Below are 22,413 nucleotides of genomic sequence, written 5' to 3' on the forward strand. Positions count from 1 at the left end.
TGTGCTACTCAGATATAGTTCCTCCACCAATACATATATTATCTAAATAAAATACAGCTTCTTGCCCAGGAGTTACAGCTCTTTGTTTTTTATCAAAAATAATTAAATAGTTATTATTTAATTTATTAACTTCAACTAAAACATCTTGTTGGCGATAGCGAAATTTTGCAGAACATCTAAAACTTTCTGGATTTTCTACATATTTTTCTAGACTTACAATCCAATTAACATCATCAACAATACATTTATCTGAATATAAATATTTGTCATTACTTAAACGTGTGACAAATATTTTTTTATTCTCAATGTCTTTTTTTGCCACATAATATGGTTCTTTTTGTCCGCCAAGATTTAACCCCTTTCTTTGACCTAATGTATAATACATAACACCAATATGGTGGCCAATAATTGCTTTAGTTTCTATATCAATAATCTCTCCATTTTGGTTAGGTATGTAGTTTTGCAAAAATTGTGTAAAATTTCTTTCTCCAATAAAACAAATTCCTGTTGAATCTTTTTTTTGAGATACAACTAATTTATTTTCCAACGCTATCTCTCTAACTCTTCTCTTTTTATAACTTGCTAAAGGGAACAAGGATTTGCTTAACATAGTTTGATTTAATTTACATAAAAAATATGATTGATCTTTTGTATCGTCCTCACCCTTTAATAGTTCATATTCTTGTGTTTTTTGATTAAAATTTACACCAGCATAATGACCCATCGCTATATAATCTCCATTAAAAGATTTCATAGCCTCTTCTAAAAATAGGTCAAATTTAATATATTTATTGCAGAGAATATCTGGGTTAGGTGTTCTCCCTTTTTCATATTCCTTTATAAAGTAAATAAATACTTTATCTCAATATTCTTTAACAAAATCTATACGATTAAGGGGAATATCTAATTGTTTACATATTTCTATTGCATCATTAAAATCTTGTTCTTGGGTGCATATATCATTGGTTGTTAAATCATTATTACCTAAAAAATCATTATTAAGATTACTATCTCAATTCCGCATGAATAGACCAACAACATCATAGCCTTGTTTTTTTAATAAAAGCGCACTAACAGCAGAATCAACACCTCCACTTATACCAACAATAACCTTTTTCTTCTTCAAGTTTATTCATCTCCTAATAAATTCCTAATATTCACGTTTTCATGTTTTTTCACACTGATGTCACCGCTAGAACTATCAGTATCATTCTTGTGATTGTTATTAAAATTGATATTATCAATACCATCAAACATATTTGTTAATTCGGTAGTTTCATTTTTTTCTTCAAAATTTTGGCTGTTGTCAAATTTTTTAAATATTTTTGAGTCTTTTTCTTTTTTTTCAAATGAATATTTACTTTCCTTTGTAAGTTCGAGAACAGATTTTTTAGACTGTTTAGAACTTAATTTATCATAAACCTTCTTAATTCTTCTATTAAAAAATTCTTGGGTAATTAATTGTGTGTCTATATTAGAACTTGGCCTTCTAACTTCCTCTAATAACTCATGTAAAATTTCTTTTTTTATATCCTTAACAATTGCTTTTAGATCTTCACTTTGGTCAGATTCTGTGTAAGAAAATTTTGGTTTATTTTTTTGTTCATTTTTAATTTCTGTTTCAAAATTATCACTAACATTATAATTTCTAAAAATTTTATTATCATTTATATTGTCAATTAAACTCTCTAATTGCTGGCGGCTTAAGGTTTGACTTTTTTTACGTAATTCTATTATATCTTTTGGCAATTTACTTTTAATAGAATCATCATTTGGAATTATATCAATAGAAGAATATTTAGGTATATTAAACAAATCTCCTTTTTTAATATTTAATTGCTTATTATTATTATTCATAAAATGATAATTAGGGTTCTGTACAAGGTTTATTGTGGGCTTTGTTTTTGAAAGAATATCTGGTTCATCTAAGGAAACCTCGGTAATTTCATCAAATCAAAAATTATCATCAAGATTTTTTGGAGTCATATTATTCCTATTCATATTAATAATCCTTCTTTTTTCTCCCATATATACACATACCCTACAATAATTATATCATTTTCTTGCAAATCATTATTTAAATAAAAAAATAATCTTCGTGATTGTAGATATATTAAAAAACATAGAAAATTTCATAATTTTCTAACAATTAATTATGTGACATTTAACTATTATTTAATGTTTTTTATCGATTTTTTCCATATAATAAAAAATATGAATGATTACACAAAAAAAATAAAAGCTAATGAAGAAGAATATGAAAGACTTAAACTGAGCTTAAGAGCATATCAATCACAACTAAGATATGGCGTTAAATTAATCAGATTTTATTTGATTATGTACATTTGTTTATGAATGTTGGTTGATATAATATTTGGAAGTATTTTATTTATGAATATTACTATTGGAAAATCACTCATAATATTTGCTTTTTTTCAATTTGGTGGATTTATATTTTATTTTATATTTATTAAAGCATACATTAGTGTAAGAGAAAAAGTGAATAATAGAATACAATTGTTTTTTGATACAGAGCCAATTTATGGGATGTACTATGATTATTGAAGAGAAATAAAAAAGAAAACAGAAATTAATCTTAATCTTTCTAGAATGGTTATAAATAATATAAGTGGCTTTTCAAAAATGTTAAGAGTAAAATCATTCGCAAGTGCCGATGGTGTAGATTTTAATGAAGAATTATTAAACGTTAATTCACTAGTTTTTTTTAATGATAATTGAAAAATAACTTATTATGCTATTAATAGACATTCATTATTTTCAGCATATTTATATCCTCTTATAAAGGGTAAAGTTAGAATTGCAAATAAACCTGTTAATAAGATGTGAATTGATAGAGGTACCCAACAAAACTATATTAAAAAATTTAAAGAGGCTAAATTGAGAAAATTTGAATCTGCATCTTTTATAAATTTCAAATTTCCAAATAGAAAAAAGTGATCAACAGTCAAGAACAAATTTAGTCGCAGTGATCTGGAATATTTATCTAGCCGCGGAATATATGTATGTGTGGGGAATAATGACATAAATTTCTGTTTTCTTGAATCTACAAAAATGCCAATAACTCCCGGGCTAAGCATTTTTATTAAATCAAAAAAAATTATTAAAAATAATTTAATGAACGATGATTTAATCGAAAGAGCTATTGATGCTATTTATGATAAAGTAATTTTTGACATACAAACATTTATAATAAAATATTTGTTGGTAACATGATTTGTTCAAAAATATTGGGGAGAAGAAGATGAAGAAAACCTATATGTTATTAAAGCTCTTAAAGAAGAACTTGATATTGAATTTTAATATCAATTATAATACGTAAAATATTAATTTTATAAATCATTTAAAATAAATATTATTAATACCTTGTATAACAAAAAAAACCAACAATTAATCGTTGATTTTTTTAAAAAACTATATATTTATAATTTTATTAACCTACTCTGGTAGTATATTGACTGGTTGGAATGTAGAAATATTATTAAGTTCTTTTAAAACTTTTTCTTCACTTGAAGAAAGTTTTGTTGGAATTACAATATTTATTTCTAAAATAATATCACCCCTTTTATGACCATTTATACTAGTTGGAAGACCATGCCCAGAGATTTTAATCAAATCGCCATTTTTAAATCCTTTTGCAATTTTTATATTGACATCTTTATCATAAGTTTTAAAAACCTTTGTGGCTCCCATTATTGCATCGATATATGAAATATCATATTTGAACAGAATATCTCCACCACTTGTTAATTTAACTCTACCTGATGGATTTTTTAAACCAATAGCAACCAATATATCTCCGCGAGAACCTCCGTTAACTCCTACATGGCCTTCACCCTCTTTTAATATTTGTTGACCAGGCATAACACCCTTAGGAATCTCTAGTTCGATAACTTTCAATTGGAGGATTCTTTTTTTACCATGACATTTTTTACAAACTTTGGTAATTTTATTACCCTGTCCGTTACATTTAGGACACATTTGTGTTGATGAAAATCTAATTCCGCCAAGATTTTGAATCATTTCAACCTTACCATGTCCGTTACATTGGTCACACTTGGTAATATCTTTCTCAGATTCAGCTCCGCTTCCAGAGCATTGTAAACATGCATCATAAATATGCTGTTCAATTTTTTTGGTAGCTCCAAACATAAGTTCACGAACGCTTAAATCAAGTTTTAATGATATTCGTTCACCTCGACTTAAATTAGTTCTTCCAGATGTTCTTTGACCGCCAAAGGCTCCAAAGCCTCCACCAAACATATCCTTAAATATATTTTCAAAGCCAGAAAACTCATCTCCTCCAAACATTTCAGAAAAGTCAAAGCCTCCAAAGCCACCAAAGCCTCCAAAGCCTCCCTGACCATTTAGTCCATCATGTCCATATTGGTCATAAATTTTTCTTTTCTTTTCATCCATAAGAACTTCAACAGCCTCTGTAGCTTCTTTAAACTTCTCAACAGATTTTGGGTCTGGATTAATATCTGGGTGAAATTGTTTTGCAAGCTTTCGATAGGCCCTTTTTATTTCATCTGAGCTTGCAGTTTTTGAAACCCCAAGTATTTCATAATAATCTCTTTTTTTAGACATAACTATACTTACCTAAAATAAAAATTATTTATTTCCATCATTAGAATCATCATCTTTTTGGCCTTCTTGTTGAGCAAATTTTGCAGCTTGGCTAATTGTTTCTTCTAATTGTGAGACCTTATCTTTTAATCCTTCATAATCTTCTTTTGCAATTAACTCATTTACAGAATTAATAAGTTCTTCAATTGGTTTTTTTTGGTCTTCTGGGATTTTATCTCCAGCATCTCTCAATGAAGACTCTAACATTTCAACATAAGTTTCTGCTTTATTTTTTAATTCAATATTTTCTTTCTTAGCTTTATCTTTCTCAGCATTTTCAGCAGCCTCTTTAACCATTCTATCTATTTCTGCATCTGTTAAATTTCCAGAATCTGTAATAGTAATTGATTTTTCTTCATTAGTTGCTTTGTCTTTTGCATGAACAGAAACTATTCCATTAACATCAATTTTAAAAGTAACTTCAATCTGAGGTACACCTCTAGGAGCTGGTTTAATTCCTGTTAATTGGAAATTACCCAATTTCTTATTATCGTTCGCCATTGGTCTCTCACCTTGCAAAACATTTATATCAACTGCGGGTTGATTATCAGCTGCTGTTGAAAATACTTGTGACTTTTCAGTTGGTATAGTTGTATTTCTTTCAATAAGTTTAGTCATAACACCACCCATTGTTTCAATACCAAGAGAAAGCGGTGTAACATCTAGAAGAAGTACATCAGTAACATCTCCAGCAAGAACCCCACCTTGAATAGCTGCACCCATTGCAACAACCTCATCAGGATTAATTGATTTGTTTGGTTCTTTTCCTAAAAGTTCCTTAACTAATTTTTGAACAGCTGGTATTCTTGTAGAACCACCAACTAATAAAACTTGATTAATATTTGATGCTGATAATTTAGCTGCTTTTAAGGCATCTTGTACAGGACCACGAGTTCTCTCAACTAATGATTTTGTCATTGATTCAAATTTTGATCTAGTTAATTTTCCAGAATAGTTAACTGGTCCCTTTTCATTCATTGTAATAAATGGCAAATTAATTTCAACTTCCATTTGACTTGATAGATTAATTTTGGCTTTTTCAGCTTCTTCCTTAAACCTTTGTAATGCCATTTTATCATTTGAAAGATCTATCTTAAATTCATTTTTTATTTCTCCAGCAATTCAATCCATAATTTTTTGGTCAAAATCATCACCACCTAATAGGTTATCTCCAGATGTTGATAACACATCATAAGTTCCATCTGCCAGCTCTAGGACAGAAACGTCAAATGTTCCTCCTCCTAAGTCATAAACTAAAACCTTCATTTCTTTATCTTGTTTATCAAATCCATAAGCAAGCGCTGCTGCTGTTGGTTCATTTATAATTCTCTCAACATTAAGTCCTGCAATTCTTCCAGCATCTTTTGTTGCTTTTCTTTGTGAATCATTAAAGTATGCTGGAACTGTAATAACGGCCTTTGTTATTTTTTGACCAGTTTTATCTTCTGCATACTTTTTAATATATCTTAAAACTTCAGCGGAAATTTGTTCTGGTGTATATTCCTTGCCCTCTAATTTTAATTTTTCATTTGTACCCATTTTTCTTTTAACAGAAATTGATGTTTCTGAATTTGTTACTGCCTGACGCTTTGCAGCTCCTCCAACAATAATATCTCCGTTCTTAAACGCAACAACACTTGGAGTAGTTCTTTGCCCTTCTGGGTTTTCAAGAACTGTGGGTTGTCCACCCTCCATTATTGCTACACATGAATTAGTTGTACCTAAATCTATTCCTATAATTTTTTCTTTTGCCATAATTTATCTCCTTCTCTTTCTTAACCTGATACTTTTACTTTTGTATATATTATTACGCGATCTTTTAATTTATATCCATTTGATATAATATGGGCCACTTTTCCTTTTGCCTGTGCCTCAGTCTCTATAGTTTCAACAGCTTCGTGAATATTCTGATCAAAATCATCACCAACTTTTGTTTTTATAACCTCAATTCCAGCCTCAGTAAATGCATTATCCATTTGCCCAACCACCATTTCAAAACCTTTAAGATAATTATCCACTTCTGGACTTGGTGATGGCAATGATATGACTCTCTTTAACATGTCAAATGGGACCAAAACATTTTTTGCAAGATCAGCGCCATTGTACTTGATGATATCTGTCTTCTCAATTAAAAATCTATTTTTTAGATTAATCTCATTTGTTGCAGAGATTTGATTTTTTCATTTTAAATCATCATACTCAGTCATCAAATTACTAATTGCCTTTTCTAACTTTTCTATATCTGTTATTTTTTTATCTTTCTTTGATTTATCTTCTTCGCTTTTATTATTTACGGTAGATAATTCTTTTTTTATACGTCCAAGATATTTTAGCACTTCTTCTTGAGTTGATAAAGTCTTTTTGTTATCTTTATTTGCCATATTAATCCCCTTTCCTTTTTTTAGTATTCTTTTCTCTCAAGTTATGACTAAATCTTTCTAATATTGCTGAGACCATTTGATAATGAATTCTCTTTGGTCCAACAACAGTAAGACTAGCCTCACGACCCGGCATTAATTTAACATTTTTTCCAACTAATGAAATATTTTTTGATATTCCAGTTTCTTCTCCAATTTTAATATTTGGTTTGTCGAAATGGTCATTTTCATCAAAATCTTTGTATTCACTATCAAACAATGTTAATAGTGATGCATTTTCAATAACAGAAATAATTTGCTGAATCATGCCAGGATCTTGAAACTCTGGGTTAAGTAAAAGATTTTTCATTCCTTGAGTTTTAAGATTTACTGCTTGTTCATTTAATATTGCACTTATAAACGCTTTTAAGACAAACTCATATTTTTCAACCTGTGTTTTAATAATTGGAGCAACAAGTTTTATTTTTTCTTCAATTTCGCTTAATGGTGTATTAACTAAACGTTCATTAAAGATTACAATCGCTTTTTGCAAATCATCCATTGATACTTCGTTTTGAATATCAATAACTTTATTTTGAACATTCCCGTTAGACAAAACAACTATCATTGCAGCGCTATCTTCTTTCAATGGGATGATTTCTATTTTTGATAACATAACATTATCTGCAACATCTTTTGTTTCAACAACAGTAACTAAATTTGTCATATCACTAACTAATTTCGCTGTTTCATCTAATAATTTTTCAATCGACACCTCTCTTTTTGAAAAAACCTCATCAACTTTTGCAATTGCCTCTTTTAGCAAATCGTTTGCGGGCATCAAAGTGTCTACGTAATATCTATACCCCGTTGTTGATGGAATCCTCCCGGAAGAGGTATGACTTTTTTCCAAATAACCTAATTCTTCTAAGTGTACTGACTCATTTCTAATTGTGGCCGTTGATATATCAACACCCATTAATGTTTTTATTTTATTTGAACCAACTGGAATTACATTGTCAATATACTCTTCAACAACAATTTTTAAAATTTTTTTTTGTCTTTCAGATAGATTTATATTATCTATATTTTTCATATAAATTAATTTAACGCCTTAGAAGAACTTATTTTATATTTATTGTTCACAAATTCAACAACATATTTTTTATTTGGAAGCACCTCAGAATTTATTATTGCTCTTGCAATCATTTTCTCAATATTAGATTCAATATAACGACGTATTGATCTTGCTCCATATGTTTTATCAAAACCATTTTTTAATATATCTTCAATACAACTGTCTGAAAAACTAATTCTAAATTCTGTATTAGATTCAACCCTTTTTTCAACATCTTTTAATTGTTTAAGGATTATTTCCTTTGCTACAGATGGAGATATTGAATTGAAGACAATTATATTGTCAATTCTATTTAGGAATTCTGGTCTTACATATTTTGAAAGTTCATCTAATACGCTTTTTTCATCAACCAATGCCCCTTCCGTTTCTAAGAGACTGCTTGCTCCAATATTTGATGTCATAATAATAATAGTATTTTTAAAATCAACAGCTATACCCGCAGCATCTGATAATCGACCTTCATCAAGAATTTGTAATAATAAGTTTAAAATATCTGGATGTGCCTTTTCTATTTCATCAAATAAAATAATTGAGTATGGTTGCCTTCTAACAGCTTCAGTTAAATATCCACCTTCACCAAAACCAACATACCCAGATGGAGAACCAATTAATTTGCTTGAAGAAAATTTATCCATGTATTCTGACATATCAAGACGGACAATTCTTTTCTCAGAATTAAATAGTATTTCAGCTAGAGCGCTGGCAACCTCTGTTTTACCAACTCCCGTAGTTCCTAGGAATAGAAAACTCCCAACTGGACGCCTTGGGTCACGAATACCACTTCTACTTCTAACAATCGCATCAACAACTTTTTCGATAGCGTGATTTTGACCTTTAACACGTTTTTTCATTCTATTCTCAATAGTTTGTAACTTGTCTCGATCACTTTCAAGTAAACCATTTGCTTGTATTCCTGTTCATTTTTCAACAACATTTGCTATTTCCACACTAGTTACAGAATCTGAAACTATTTTTGAAGGCGTAAGCCCTTTTTCGTTTTGAAGTTCTTTTGTAAGTGCTGGCAATAGTGAATATCTTATCTCACCAGCTCTTTCAAATTTACCTTCCGCTTGACAGACATCTAATTCATTATTTAAACTATCAATTGTTTCTCGTAACCTTGATATTTTAGTAAGATTATTTTTCTCTTTTTCTCAAGCAAATTTCATTTTATTCTGTTGTTCTTTTAGAACAATAAGTTCTTTATCAATATCTGCTAATCTTTCTTTCGATTTAATATCTTCTTCTTTCATTAGTGCTGTTTTTTCAATTTCAAGCTGCATAACTTTTCTGTTAATTTGGTCTAATTCTGTTGGAACAGATGTTAACTCAGTTTTTACAGTTGCACAAGCTTCATCGATTAAATCAATAGCTTTATCTGGCAAAAATCTTTCACTGATATATTTATCTGAAAGTTCCACAGCACTAACAAGTGCATTATCGTGAATTATTACTCCATGATATGTTTCAAATCTGTCTTTCAAACCACGAAGAATTGATATTGTTTCTTGAATTGTTGGCTCTGTAACCATTACTTGTTGAAATCTTCTAGCCAAAGCCGCATCTTTTTCAATATGCTTTTTATATTCCTTTAATGTTGTTGCACCAATTGTTTTAAGTTTTCCTCTTGCAAGGGCTGGTTTTAACAGGTTAGCAACATCTGTTGCTCCTTCAGAACCCTGACCTGCACCCTTTATCATATGGACCTCATCAATAAAAAGAACCACAGATTCCTTTTCTTTTTCTAAAGCATTTATAAGTCCTCCAACTCTTTCTTCAACATCCCCAACATATCTTGCCCCACCGATTAAATCTGCAAGATTTAATTCAAGTAAGTTAACACCGATTAAATTTGATGGAACATCACCCTTAACAATTCTTTGGGCTATTCCTTCTACAATTGCAGTTTTACCAACACCTGGATCACCTAATAATATTGGGTTATTCTTGGTTCTTCTGCTCAATATCCTTATAACTCGAGCTATTTCATCATCTCGACCAATAATAGGGTCTATTTTCCCAACAGCTGCTTCTGCTGTAATGTTTTTTGTGTATTTCTCAATAATCTTTTTTGGATTAGTAGGATTTCGTTCTTTAAATTCCATAAAATTACCTCCTTTGCAATATGTATTAGTAGCTGCTAATTTAATAATATACTATTTCTTAGCAATGTCAAGTAAAGAGTGCCAATTTTTTAATTTTTTTTAAAAAAATGACAAAAAAAATAGTTTTTTACAAAAATATAAATAAATTTTTTTGAAATTCACCATTATTTTAATAAAAAAAGAGTATTAACTAATCATTTTTTTAAAGTAAAAATGGTAAAAAAATGATAAAATCATTGATAGTTGAGCTAATAAATATTGTATAGAGGTGAAGATAATGGGAAGTGTTAAATTTAAAATAGGTAAGAGTCGATTCTTAAGATTATTATTTAGGTCATATTTAAATAATAAAGGCATTGCTGTTGCTGTTATTTTTCTTACACTAATTGTTGTTGTTTGTTATGTTATTAATATAAAAATAATTCAATGAATGACTTCAATTATGATGTCAAAAAATATTATTGACCTAATGAACCAAATTTTCTCATCGCCAAATAATGAAGAGATAAAACATATAGCTAAAATAATGAATGCAACCGAAACTGAGACACAAACATTAATCCAGCAAATTGCTGCAATGGGAGATAAAAATCGTCAGGTAGCCTTACAAAATATTATCCATCAATTTTTCTTTAAGGATGTTTATTATGATGGTATTGATTCTTCTAATACAGCAATTGTTTATGTAAAAATATTAGGTCTTAAAATGACATTAACATTGTGGTGTTACTTTATGTTTATTAATGTTGTTGTAATTGTAATATGTACATATCTTGCCTATATTTTAAGTGGTATTATTGCTCAAAGAGAAGAATGTAAATTAAGAGATAAAATATTAATTCAGTTAATGAACCAAGATATAGATTTCTTTAATAATTCAAAAATTGGAAATCTTATTAATACAGTAGTAGTTGATACTGAAAAAATTGGAAATCAACTAAAAATTGCTCCTATCATCTTTATTCAAGTGGTTATGACAACAATTGGTGCCATATCAATAATGATGTCAATCGATTATCAATTATGTTTGATCACAATTTCTTTACTAACTATTGCTATTTTAATTGTTATTGGCATTATGAAGCTAACATCTAGAGCAACAAATACGATAGAAGATATCAAGGATGATATTAACAATGAGGTTTCTGAGAAGTTGTTTACAATGAAGCTTGTAAAATCAAGTGGTACTTGAACAAATGAAAAAGAACACTACAGAAAACTAAATAAAGAAGTTGTTAAACATAGTGTTAAAATTCTAACCTTAAAAGAAATAGTAACTGCTATATTAATCGGTGCAATCGGTAGTTTTGTAATGTCATCAATTGTTTTTGGAGTTTTCCTATATAGTTCGCAGGTACAGGTACTTTTAACAAAAATGACAGCATTTACAACAGGAGTTCTTGTTATGACCTTGCCATTTCTACAATTAAACCAAATAGCAGCGTCAATAAATGAGGTAGAAAATTCAGTTCTTAATTATGAGGAAATTACAGAGACTGATATTCATATTGATAAACTGGGTGGAAAAAGAATCGTTGGATATCCAAAAGTAATTGAATTTAAGAAAGTGAGTTTCGCTTTTCCAGATGCACCTACTGAATTCTATATTAAGAATTTAAATATTTCACTTGAACGTGGAAAAAAATATGCCTTTGTTGGTAAATCTGGCTGTGGTAAATCTACAATTGTTAAGCTTTTATTAAGATTTTATGACCCAACATTTGGAAAAATAAATATAAATTACATTGGCCGTCCACAAAATATCGATGCAAATGATATCGCCGAGGAAATGGGACTATATTTTAAAAAGGAAAAGAAGGAGAAAAAGAAAAAAATTAATATAAATGAATACGAGGTTAAAAGCACATTTATTTCAAAAGATAAAAATGAAAATAATAATATTGACGCAGAACATGTTATTGATTTAAAAGATGTAGAGTTGGCTGGCTGAATATCACGAGTGGGATACGTAGCTCAAGAACCAAAAATATTATCTGGAACATTTTGAGATAACGTTAGATACACACGAGAAGATATATCAGATTTTGAAATTGTAGAAGCATGTAAGAAGGCAAAAATACATGAATTTATTCTTAGCCTACCTCAAAAATATAATACAATCTTAGCAGAACAAGGTTCACAACTATCAGGTGGTCAAAAACAACGCCTTGTTATTGCAAGAATGTTTGCGAAAGACCCAGAAATATTGCTTTTAGATGAGGCAACTAGCGCACTTGATAGTGTTGTTGAGAAGCAAATCCAAAAAGAATTAGATCAATTAATGGTTGGTAGAACAACAGTAGCGATAGCTCATAGATTAGATACAATTAAGGATTTTGATAAAATTTTTGTTCTTGAACCTAAAAAAGGAATTGTCCAAGAAGGAACATTTAATGAATTAATAGCAAAAGAAGGAATATTCTTAAACCTTTATAAACATCAAGAAAGTCCATTGGAGAAATAAGTATGCAAGCAGATGAAATATTTGAATATAATCAACAACGACGTACTCATCAACTTATTTTTTTAGTTATGAACTCATTAATAAAAAAATGATACTTGACAATTCCTACTTTTTTCTTTGCAACAATAACTGTTATTTTATTAGTTGAAAATATTTATATAACAAACAAGATTTCCGCACTTTTAATAAGTCAGAATTTTGCTGATGTATTTAAAGATAAACAATCACTTGCTAAAATACTACTCTCAGGAAGTGTTATTGATCCGATAAAATTTGATAAATATTATTCTCAAATTATTTCCCATGGTGGAAAAATTGGGGCAAATACTGTACAAGAATTAGTTCAAAGATATTATTATAGTGATGTTACTATCCAAGATGTCAATGGAAATTGATATTTACGAGCACCAATAAATATATTTGGTACTACATGCAACTTCACCGCTAAGCAATATAGCGCACTTATTGCTGTTGATCTATGTTTTGTTATCGTTTCAACATATCTTACATATTTAATGACAAGTATTCTTTCAGAAACAGAAAAAGCTAGATATAAAAATAGACTTATTGCAAAAATAATCGATCAAGATATTCATTACATAAATCATAACAAAATATCAAACTTAATTTCAACTGTTGTAGAACATACAGAAACATTTGCAAATAACCTTAGATTGGCTCCAGTTTTATTTTATCAGGCTACATTGACATTTATATTATCAAGTCTGATTATGTTAGATATAGATAGCTACATGAGTTTCATAATTGGGGGTCTATTAGTTGGTATCGTTGGTATTGTTGGTATTGTATTATTAGTTAAAAAATATGCAACAAGATCGATAGTTAAGTCAAAACATAAAGGTGACACATATATTGCTGAAAAATTAAAATCAATGACTCTTGTTAAATCAAGTGGTTCATGAATTAGGGAAACAAAATTCTTAAGAACTTTGAATAGAAATATCTCAATTAAGACTAAGAAAAATTTACCATTAACTGAATTGCTTTCAGCTGCTACTATTGGGGGTATTGGAACATTTGTTATGTCCTCTATTATTATTGGTATATTTAATTATATAAATGATATTAAAACTCTCCTAAGTGTTATGACATCGTTTACCACTGCATCATTAGTAATTACACTTCCAATATTGCAACTAAACGCTGTGTTTCCAGAATTGCAAAAAAGTGAGATTGCAGCATGTGAAATGGATAGAATACTAAGAAGTAAAATATCAATCTCTAAAAAAGGAGGTATTGAGTTTAAAACCCTTAAAAAGTCTATTCAAATGAAGAATATATCATTCGCTTATCCAGACAAACCTAATGAGTATTATATTGAAAATTTATCCTTTAATTTTGAAAAAGGGAAAAGATATGCATTTATAGGGCGAACTGGTAGTGGAAAGTCATCAATAGCTAAACTTTTATTAAGATTCTATGACCCTTCAAAGGGAAAAGTATTAATTGATGGCATAAATTTAAAAGAATATGAGCTTAAAAGTTGATTGTGAAAAGTGGGATATGTTGAACAAGAACCTCAGATTTTATCAGGTTCAATATATGAAAATATTAGATATGTTAAACAAGATGTAACAGATGAACAAATTGAAAATGCATGCAAGAAAGCGAAGATACATGATTTTATTCTTTCTCTTCCAGATCAATACAACACAGTTTTATTTGAAGGTGGAGCACAATTATCTGGTGGACAAAAACAAAGGCTAGTAATTGCAAGAATATTTGTTAAAGACCCAGAAGTTCTTATTCTTGATGAACCAACATCAGCATTAGATAATATTGTTGAGAGTGAGATTCAAGAAGAGTTGGAAAAACTAATGGTTGGTAGAACTACTATTGCCATAGCCCATAGACTTAATACAATAAAAAACTTTGACCAAATCTATATGTTAGATTACAAAAAAGGAGTGGTTAAACAAGGTACTTTTGAACAAATGAGTAAATTAACATAATGAATGTTGATTTTTGACCATTATAATATTATATGGTTAGGAATCTACATTTTTTTTATAAAAAAGACTAAATTTGCTAAAAATAATATATATCACATATTAAAGGTGTATAATAAATATATGAAATACAATTTTGACACAACATTAACAAATACAAAAGCGATCTACGAAGCTATTATAGTAGATTATTTTCTTATTGAGTTGGTTGGTTAATTTATAATTCATTTTAATAAATTAATATATTTAAAAAAAAGACTAACCAATAATGGTTAGTCTTTTTTTTAAAAAACTGAAAGGATGTGATTGATAGGAAAATATAATATTTACTGAATAAAATGATACAAATTATGAGAATAAAACACAAAAAAATCATATATTATTGTAAAATATTTTAAAATGACAAATTTATATTTGGTCATTTTTTTTCTAGTGAAATAATTTTCCATCAACATTTTCCATTGCTTCCTTATTTTTATCAAAAATAATCATTTCAATACCAATAAGTAAATATTTATACCTTAAAGCAAATAAATTAATAAATAATTCAAAATTATCAAATTTATTTTTTAAGCTCTTTATTTCCTCAAAATAATTGAATAATATGTCTCTATACATTTCTTCTCTCAATGATTTCTTTGAGAATTCAATATCATCATTAAGAGAGAAATTATTAAGTTCAAAAATAAAATTTCTTAATTCCGTTTCAACAATATTGTAATTACTTTCAACAAGTGTTGTAAAGATATTGTTTATACAATTAATGTCTTTAATATTATAATAATTCTTGTCACATATATCTAAATTTCTTATTTCACAATCATTCAGAACTAATAATAATATTTGTAACTTAACAATTAGATAAAAACGTACAAAAACCTTAACCTCTGAGTCCTCATTATATATTTGATAAACCTCTCTTCTAACCAAATATCTTTTTATTTCATTAAAGATTATGTAAAAATCTTTTTTTAATATAAATTTTTTTTCTAATGTTTCTATATATTCATCTCAATTAAAATTTTCTGGATTATCTCTTATAACCTTTGCAAGTTCTACCAAGACATCAATAACAGATTTTTTTACCCAGGTTCCAGCTGAATAGTATTCAAGAAAACTATAAACGTTTTCATCACTAATAGACATTGTTTTCATATTCTATCTGCCCTTTCTAAAGATTTATGATATTTCTATCTATAAATATATACACAGATAAATTAAATTTAATGCTTATTATAAAAATAATTTAATATTAAATAAAATCTATTAATATTGAATTTAAGATTTCATAACCCCTTTCAGAACACTTTAAAAAATTATCTTTAAATACCAAGAGACCGTTATTTAAATTCTTTTGAATTGCATCATAGAAATAATATCATATTTTTTCATTTGTACCTGTCATTTCTATTCCAGATATTAACCTTAAACCCATCATCACTTTGTTAAAGTAATGTTCTTTTATTGATAATTCCTCAAACTTTTTATTATAAGACATAATATTATTTATATTTCTAGTTAGGAAATATTTATTACCAATGTACTCATATCCACTTGCTCCAAATCCAACACCGGCAAACATATTACACATTCAATAACCTATATTATGGAGTGATTCTTTATTATCTAAAGTATAATTAGATATTTCATAACGCCTATATTTCAACTTTTTGAGTCCATTGTTAACAATACTATCAAAAAAAATGTCGTTTTCTGGTAGACTTTTTTTTATTTTCCCCCAAATTGAGTTTTCTTTTAATATTAAAGAGTACCAAGAAATATGATTTGGTCTTATTTTGTTAATATATTCTAAATCTGTTTTAATATCTAAATCTGTTTGGCCATAGATATTATATATAAGATCTATAGAAATATTCTGAAAACCCAAAGATCTTGCGATGTTAATTGATTTAATTGATTGATCGATATTATGCTCACGACCTATACTTTTTAGTAAATTATTATTAAAACTTTGACAACCTATACTTAAACGATTAACATTATACCTTTTCAATAATTTTAATTTTTCAATATTCATACTTTCGGGATTTAGCTCAATTGTAAATTCCCTAACATTTTTAAATTTAAATAGATAATTAAGTAATATTTCCAATTCGTTAGATTCAAGACAACTCGGTGTGCCACCACCAATATATATAGTTTCTATTTCATTTAACCTATCTTTATAAGCATCTAATTCATCTATAAGCAAAAAAAGATATTTCATAACATCTTTTTTATTTTTGGGTAAAATTTGCTTCACAAAATCACAATAATAACATATCTTGCTACAAAATGGGATGTGAATATACAAATGCTTAAGGTTTTCTCCCAAAGAAATGTCCAACATTTTTAAGGAATCCTCCATTTTCGCCTTTATTGACAATTTTCTTTGTTCTTTTAGAAACAAAATAAATTATAAAGAACAATATAAACAAAATAGCTAAAAAGATAATTAATAAAATAAGACATATTTTGTTAGCTTTTTTTCTTAATAAATTAATTTCATCTTGGTCAATAATTTCTGCTTGATATAGACTTATAATATTTTGTTTACGCATTCTAGCATCTACAATTGTGTAAATTTGCAATATTAATGTTCCAACTAAAAAAATAACATTGATCAAAACTTGTTGGTCCCTATTGAAATAATATACAGGTGGTTTAATATCCATTCAAAAAAATGAAACTAATAGTCTTCCAGTTTGGGAATCATATTTTGATTGGTCATTTAGCCAACATAAAATTCATACACTAATTCCACCAATTACATAGACTGAAAAACTTATTCAATTTATATATATATCCCTTGTTGATAATTTTTTATAATTTCTTTTAATAAAATAAGGAACGTAAATTTTACCAAAATTCATAGCATCTTTTTTACATTTATTAATATTTGATACAAGAAGTGAATAGTCAGTTGATGCAAATCCTAGCGTTAGAAATGATAAAATACCAACAAAAGATAATAATAATCAACCCACCGATGGCGAAGAATTTACGCCACCCAATTCAATATTTAAAAGATGAATTATTTCATGTTTTTTTCATAAAACTATGTTAGATAAGAAATACGAGAAAAATAGAATTCCAATTACCGCCAAAATTGAAACCCTTATTTTTTCACACCGAACCTCTTTTTGAAGTTCCTTTGGAAGTTTACCTTTTGTTACAAACTTATCTCCAAATTGTATTTTAGCATATTCTTTTTGTATTTGTATCTCTGGGCTATTTAATATGGTTTCTTCATTAATAATATTTGGCCCATTTTGAAACATTGACTGTTGATATGGGTTATTGAATTGAAATTGGTTTTGTTGGGGTTGATATGGGTTATTGAATTGAGGTTGGTTTTGTTGGGGTTGATATGGGTTATTGAATTGAGGTTGATATGGGTTATTGAATTGAGGTTGGTTTTGTTGGGGTTGATATGGGTTATTGAATTGAGGTTGGTTTTGTTGGGGTTGATATGGGTTATTGAATTGAGGTTGGTTTTGTTGGGGTTGATATGGGTTATTGAATTGAGGTTGGTTTTGTTGGGGTTGATATGGGTTATTGAATTGAGGTTGGTTTTGTTGGGGTTGATATGGGTTATTGAATTGAGGTTGGTTTTGTTGGGGTTGATATGGGTTATTGAATTGAGGTTGGTTTTGTTGGGGTTGATATGGGTTATTGAATTGAGGTTGGTTTTGTTGGGGTTGATATGGGTTATCTCTAAAAATGGCATTATTTTCAGCACCTAAAGCACCATATTGTTCGATATCGTCAAAATTTCCAGCTCCAGCATATGTTAAGGGATTATTAGTTTTATTTTTTACACCCATAATTTCATCATTAACTAAAGGGATATTTCCAAATTCAGAATCATTATTAGATTCATTTCTAAATATATTTGATTTATTTCTAAATATACCCATAAATAGCCCCTCACTTTAGTAATTTTATGACTTATATATTCTTTTAATTTTTCCAATTTCTATTTCATAATCTTTGCGGAGTTTAAGAAATTTGGTTTCCCCTAAATAATTTAATGATATTTCTTCTTTATTACGTTTAGCTTGTTTAACTATTGCTCAAAAATACAAAATTATTGTTATTATTAAGACAACAACAAAAGATAAAATTATATATAACAATTTAAGATTAAGATCCAGTAATTGGAAATACTCTGTGATAAATAACATACCCTTATCCATATATATATTATACCATTTTTGGCTAAAAAAATCCACAATTATAAAATTAAATATATTATCAAAAATCCAGATTAACTCGCCAACTTAAAGTTAGTTTTTCTACCAAAGTCGTTATTGAATAAATGTATATAATATATCTTAGTAAAATGGATAAATTTCTTCTTATATAATAAATATATTATTGAATAAATTAACTACTGTAAAAGTGATTGTAAAGTAATTTTGAGCTGATATGCTTACAATCATTAATTCTTAACAAAACGTGAAATTAATTTTGAAGTTTTGCTTCTAAATCCTTGATATTTTTCCTTATCAATATCTAATATTCTTTTTGAAAGAATGTCACAAAAGAAAATAAGAGGTAGGATTGTAGATATATAAGATTGATTTTCAAGTTCCTTGATTGGGAACTTTAATTCTACCAATAGGTTGACAACCTTAGATAAATTCGAGTCACTATTAGAGGAAATACCAATTACTTCTACATTATTATTTTTTGCAATTTTCGCTGCCTCAATAATCACATTACTTTCACCAGAAATAGAAACACAAATCAACAAATCCTTCTCTCCTATAGTTAAAACTTTAGATAAAAGTGTTCCGATTTCACTTTCAATAACATCAGTATTAAAACCATATCTTGTTAATCTATAGGACATCTCCATACAAACTAAATGACTTTCTCCAAAACCAATTAAATAAATATTTTTTTTATTAATTATTTTCTCAATAAATGAGTCTATAGAACTAATTGAAATATTTTTTGTGTTTTCGGAAATAATTTTTTTATAAATTGAGTGAACATCATAAATTTCCTCTATAATATCTACATTATCACTTATTAACTCATTTTGTTTATCTTCATTTTTTAAATCTAATATAAATTTTCTTATATTCTTATAACCGATTTTTTTTAAAAAAGAATACAATGTGGAGTGACCTGTTCCGGTATTAGACAGTATATTGGATACACTCAAATCATAAACATTAATATTTTTTTGCAAAACAAAATTAGCAATGATCATTTCTTTTCTTGAAAAAATATTTATTGATTTTTCAATAATATCTTCTAATTCTTTTTTCATAATATACATTATCTCACTTTCGCTATATTATTTTACCATTTTGTTATTAATAAATAATAAATGTATATAATTGTTTGTTGATTAAATATAAATTAAAAATTAATTATATACTTTTAACAAGTGTGTATTTTTTTTAAATAAATAGCATTATAAAATTTAAAAGGAAATAATTTAAAATATGTAAATTATTTCACATAAAAAAATCTCTTAGTGCAGTAAGAACCCAAAATATAGAATTGTATTCATTTATATTGCATTTTTTATAGCTTTAAAGAGATTTTAATATAATTTATTATTACAACATTATAGTAATGAATTTTCTACTTTTTGAAATTTTGTTTCTAATAAAAGTCTTTTATCTTTTGTAAACATGTTACTAAATCTAATAAATATATTAGCAAATTCTTCTTTACAGAAGTAAAGAGTAAATTTAACGTGATTATTTATATGTCATTCTATTTTTTGTCATAGTATATTGACTATAATAATTCAAATAACACCTAGTAAGAAACTAGCAACATATCAAAGTGGTTTGGATGCGAACGCTCAACCATATATTATACCAGCTCCAGCACTTAAATATCCACCAATAGCAACATAAGTACATGCCCCAATTATAGCTCCACTAATATTGATAATAAGATAACGAAGAGGTCTTCGCAATAGGAAAGGTATAGCCCCTTCAGATATTCCCAATATTCCCATAAATAAACAAGGTGTTCCTTGTACTTTATCATCTTTTGTAAAATATCTATATCCAAATAGAGTAGATAATCCCACACCAAGAACAGGGACACCAATAGCAATATTTCCGGCTCCATTTGGCGTAAATCTTGCAGCATCTGGAAGTGATGTATCAGACCAAATAACGGTGTATGCAGCTCACGCGGCTTTATTAACTGGTCCTCCTAAATCAAATGCAATCATTGCAGCTATTAAAGCAGCCAATCCTACACTTTGTGATTTATTTTTAGATACATTTAGAACCATATTTTGTAATCCAACATTTAATTTATTTAATGGTATTCCAAACACTCATCACCCAAGTGATATAGATAGAAAACCTCCAACTAATGGCACAATTAGGACAGATCCAAGAACTTTAGCGCGTCCTTTTGGTGTCATATATTTAATAACAAATAATAATAAGTATTGTTCTACTAGTGTGACAATTATAACACCAATAAATCCTGTTTGTCTAAGTATACATATAACTCCACAAAACATTCCAGACGCTAGGCCCGCTTTACCATTAACAGAATATCCAACAAAGCCTCCAAAGGTTATTAAAAATAACATTCCTAATCCAATATTCATTCCTAATATATTCATTGTGTACAAAAAGCCGTTTCAACTTGAAACATTTTTTACTCAATCATTATTATCCCAAGAAAATGAATATAGCCCACCTAACTTAACACCTCCACCTTCAACGGTAAATTGTGCTAAAAGTTGAGAAATACCAACAAGCAATCCACAGGCTATAAGTAAAGGAATACAATATCCAATACCAGTCATTGCATGTTTTAAGACACCCCGCCCTTGATAGATCATCCATCTCACAAATTTGTTCTGAGATTTTATTTCTTTATAATCTTTAATTGTTATATCAAAAGGGTCTAAGTTTTCTTTTAATTTTGCTCCTTTATTATATTCATTGTATGCTTTAAGAGCTAAATCAACCATTTTTTTAGAATCTTTGATCATTTCATTTGTTGAACATTTATAAATAAATTTATTTTTAAATTTAGAAGTTTCAACAGCAACATCTGCTGTGACTATAAGAAACTCAACTTTTTTCAATTCATCACTTGATAGTTTATCCTCAATACCTAAAGAACCATGAGCTTCAACCTTGCAGCCAATATTTCGAGATATCAATTCATCTTCTAATGCTTTTTTTGCCATATATGTATGTGCTAATCCAGCTGGACAAGCCGCTATCCCCGCTATAAAGTGTTTAGAATTTAAGTTTAATTTGGTTTTTTTATTTTCCTCACTACCAGATATGATTATTTTATTAAATAGAGTATAAACATCATTTTTTGTTTTGCAATTTATTAAACTATTTATAAATTCTTTATTTTGAAGATTTTGTGCTAGAATTGCTAAATCTTCCAAATATGTGCTATCATTTTCTGGAATGACAAATGATATAATATGCTCAACTTTAGAATTATCAAAAGTCTCCCAAAAAATTGGAGTTTTTAATTTAAGATAAAATATTCCCGGATAAATAATTTGCTTACCTTTCGCGTGCGGAATAGCAAATCCGTCATTTAATCCTGTTGAAATTTGTTCTTCTCGTTCTTCAAAAAGACCTACAATGTTTTCTCCACCACAATATTCACTTGCTAATTCTGATAAATTTTTAAATACATCTTGTTTATCTTTACAACTCGCATTTAGAGTAATATTTTTTACACGTATTTTTTCCATAATTTCTCC

At 28.0% G+C, this 22,413-nt stretch carries 18 protein-coding genes; 5 read left to right on the forward strand and 13 right to left on the reverse strand.

Features of this window, described 5'->3' with window-relative positions; all coding sequences use genetic code 4:
• Positions 1-4 precede the first annotated feature (4 nt).
• Entirely contained in the window at positions 5-1,126 is a 1,122-nt protein-coding gene (gene mnmA / locus AAHM97_RS03910; RefSeq protein WP_342268637.1) for a tRNA 2-thiouridine(34) synthase MnmA, read from the reverse strand.
• Between the two features lie 2 nt (positions 1,127-1,128).
• Positions 1,129-2,001 carry a hypothetical protein gene (locus AAHM97_RS03915; RefSeq protein WP_342268638.1) on the reverse strand — a complete coding sequence of 291 codons (873 nt, stop codon included), beginning with the start codon at positions 1,999-2,001 and terminating at the stop codon, positions 1,129-1,131.
• 213 nt (positions 2,002-2,214) lie between these two features.
• Between AAHM97_RS03915 and AAHM97_RS03920 the strand changes: the two genes are divergently transcribed.
• Positions 2,215-3,321 (forward strand): hypothetical protein, encoded by a 1,107-nt coding sequence (locus tag AAHM97_RS03920; RefSeq protein ID WP_342268639.1) that lies wholly within the window; start codon positions 2,215-2,217, stop codon positions 3,319-3,321.
• A gap of 135 nt (positions 3,322-3,456) precedes the next feature.
• Here AAHM97_RS03920 and AAHM97_RS03925 read toward each other — a convergent pair whose 3' ends face one another.
• The 5 genes from AAHM97_RS03925 to AAHM97_RS03945 are packed head-to-tail and all read right to left on the reverse strand — an operon-like array spanning position 3,457 to position 10,247.
• Positions 3,457-4,608, reverse strand: coding sequence for a DnaJ C-terminal domain-containing protein (locus AAHM97_RS03925; RefSeq protein WP_342268640.1), 1,152 nt, complete (start codon positions 4,606-4,608; stop codon positions 3,457-3,459).
• Between the two features lie 24 nt (positions 4,609-4,632).
• Positions 4,633-6,402 (reverse strand): molecular chaperone DnaK, encoded by a 1,770-nt coding sequence (gene dnaK / locus AAHM97_RS03930; RefSeq protein ID WP_342268641.1) that lies wholly within the window; start codon positions 6,400-6,402, stop codon positions 4,633-4,635.
• A gap of 20 nt (positions 6,403-6,422) precedes the next feature.
• Complete coding sequence (locus AAHM97_RS03935; RefSeq protein WP_342268642.1) at positions 6,423-7,028, reverse strand: nucleotide exchange factor GrpE; 606 nt, start codon at positions 7,026-7,028, stop codon at positions 6,423-6,425.
• 1 nt (position 7,029) lies between these two features.
• Positions 7,030-8,100: a heat-inducible transcriptional repressor HrcA gene (hrcA, locus tag AAHM97_RS03940; protein ID WP_342268643.1), complete on the reverse strand. Its 1,071-nt coding sequence runs from the start codon at positions 8,098-8,100 to the stop codon at positions 7,030-7,032.
• Positions 8,101-8,105: 5 nt separating this feature from the next.
• Complete coding sequence (locus AAHM97_RS03945; protein WP_342268644.1) at positions 8,106-10,247, reverse strand: ATP-dependent Clp protease ATP-binding subunit; 2,142 nt, start codon at positions 10,245-10,247, stop codon at positions 8,106-8,108.
• A 277-nt stretch (positions 10,248-10,524) separates the two neighbouring features.
• Here AAHM97_RS03945 and AAHM97_RS03950 point away from each other — a divergent pair, with 277 nt between their 5' ends.
• Positions 10,525-12,711: an ABC transporter ATP-binding protein gene (locus AAHM97_RS03950; RefSeq protein WP_342268645.1), complete on the forward strand. Its 2,187-nt coding sequence runs from the start codon at positions 10,525-10,527 to the stop codon at positions 12,709-12,711.
• Positions 12,712-12,713: 2 nt separating this feature from the next.
• The gene (locus tag AAHM97_RS03955; RefSeq protein ID WP_342268646.1) at positions 12,714-14,684 is read left to right on the forward strand and encodes an ABC transporter ATP-binding protein/permease; all 1,971 of its coding nucleotides are present in this window, start codon (positions 12,714-12,716) and stop codon (positions 14,682-14,684) included.
• Positions 14,685-15,110: 426 nt separating this feature from the next.
• On the opposite strand, the gene AAHM97_RS03960 is transcribed toward AAHM97_RS03955, so the two are convergent.
• From AAHM97_RS03960 to AAHM97_RS03970, 3 genes are all read right to left on the reverse strand, one after another.
• Complete coding sequence (locus tag AAHM97_RS03960; RefSeq protein WP_342268647.1) at positions 15,111-15,836, reverse strand: hypothetical protein; 726 nt, start codon at positions 15,834-15,836, stop codon at positions 15,111-15,113.
• 97 nt (positions 15,837-15,933) lie between these two features.
• Entirely contained in the window at positions 15,934-17,031 is a 1,098-nt protein-coding gene (gene hemW, locus AAHM97_RS03965; protein WP_342268648.1) for a radical SAM family heme chaperone HemW, read from the reverse strand.
• Positions 17,000-17,962 carry an MSC_0882 family membrane protein gene (locus AAHM97_RS03970; RefSeq protein WP_342268649.1) on the reverse strand — a complete coding sequence of 321 codons (963 nt, stop codon included), beginning with the start codon at positions 17,960-17,962 and terminating at the stop codon, positions 17,000-17,002. Before AAHM97_RS03970 ends, hemW begins: the two co-directional genes overlap by 32 nt.
• Here AAHM97_RS03970 and AAHM97_RS03975 point away from each other — a divergent pair.
• Both AAHM97_RS03975 and AAHM97_RS03980 read left to right on the forward strand, forming a co-directional pair.
• The gene (locus AAHM97_RS03975; protein WP_342268650.1) at positions 17,944-18,402 is read left to right on the forward strand and encodes a hypothetical protein; all 459 of its coding nucleotides are present in this window, start codon (positions 17,944-17,946) and stop codon (positions 18,400-18,402) included. The genes AAHM97_RS03970 and AAHM97_RS03975 overlap by 19 nt on opposite strands.
• Before the next feature lie 2 nt (positions 18,403-18,404).
• Positions 18,405-18,620 (forward strand): hypothetical protein, encoded by a 216-nt coding sequence (locus AAHM97_RS03980; protein ID WP_342268651.1) that lies wholly within the window; start codon positions 18,405-18,407, stop codon positions 18,618-18,620.
• Positions 18,621-18,625: 5 nt separating this feature from the next.
• Here AAHM97_RS03980 and AAHM97_RS03985 read toward each other — a convergent pair whose 3' ends face one another.
• The 3 genes from AAHM97_RS03985 to AAHM97_RS03995 form a co-directional block, all read right to left on the reverse strand.
• Positions 18,626-18,880 (reverse strand): hypothetical protein, encoded by a 255-nt coding sequence (locus AAHM97_RS03985; RefSeq protein WP_342268652.1) that lies wholly within the window; start codon positions 18,878-18,880, stop codon positions 18,626-18,628.
• Positions 18,881-19,125: 245 nt separating this feature from the next.
• Positions 19,126-19,965 carry a MurR/RpiR family transcriptional regulator gene (locus AAHM97_RS03990; protein ID WP_342268653.1) on the reverse strand — a complete coding sequence of 280 codons (840 nt, stop codon included), beginning with the start codon at positions 19,963-19,965 and terminating at the stop codon, positions 19,126-19,128.
• A gap of 303 nt (positions 19,966-20,268) precedes the next feature.
• Positions 20,269-22,404: a PTS sugar transporter subunit IIA gene (locus AAHM97_RS03995; RefSeq protein ID WP_342268654.1), complete on the reverse strand. Its 2,136-nt coding sequence runs from the start codon at positions 22,402-22,404 to the stop codon at positions 20,269-20,271.
• Positions 22,405-22,413 lie beyond the last annotated feature (9 nt).

This window comes from Spiroplasma endosymbiont of Aspidapion aeneum, assembly GCF_964031045.1.
GTDB lineage: Bacteria > Bacillota_I > Bacilli_A > Mycoplasmatales > Mycoplasmataceae.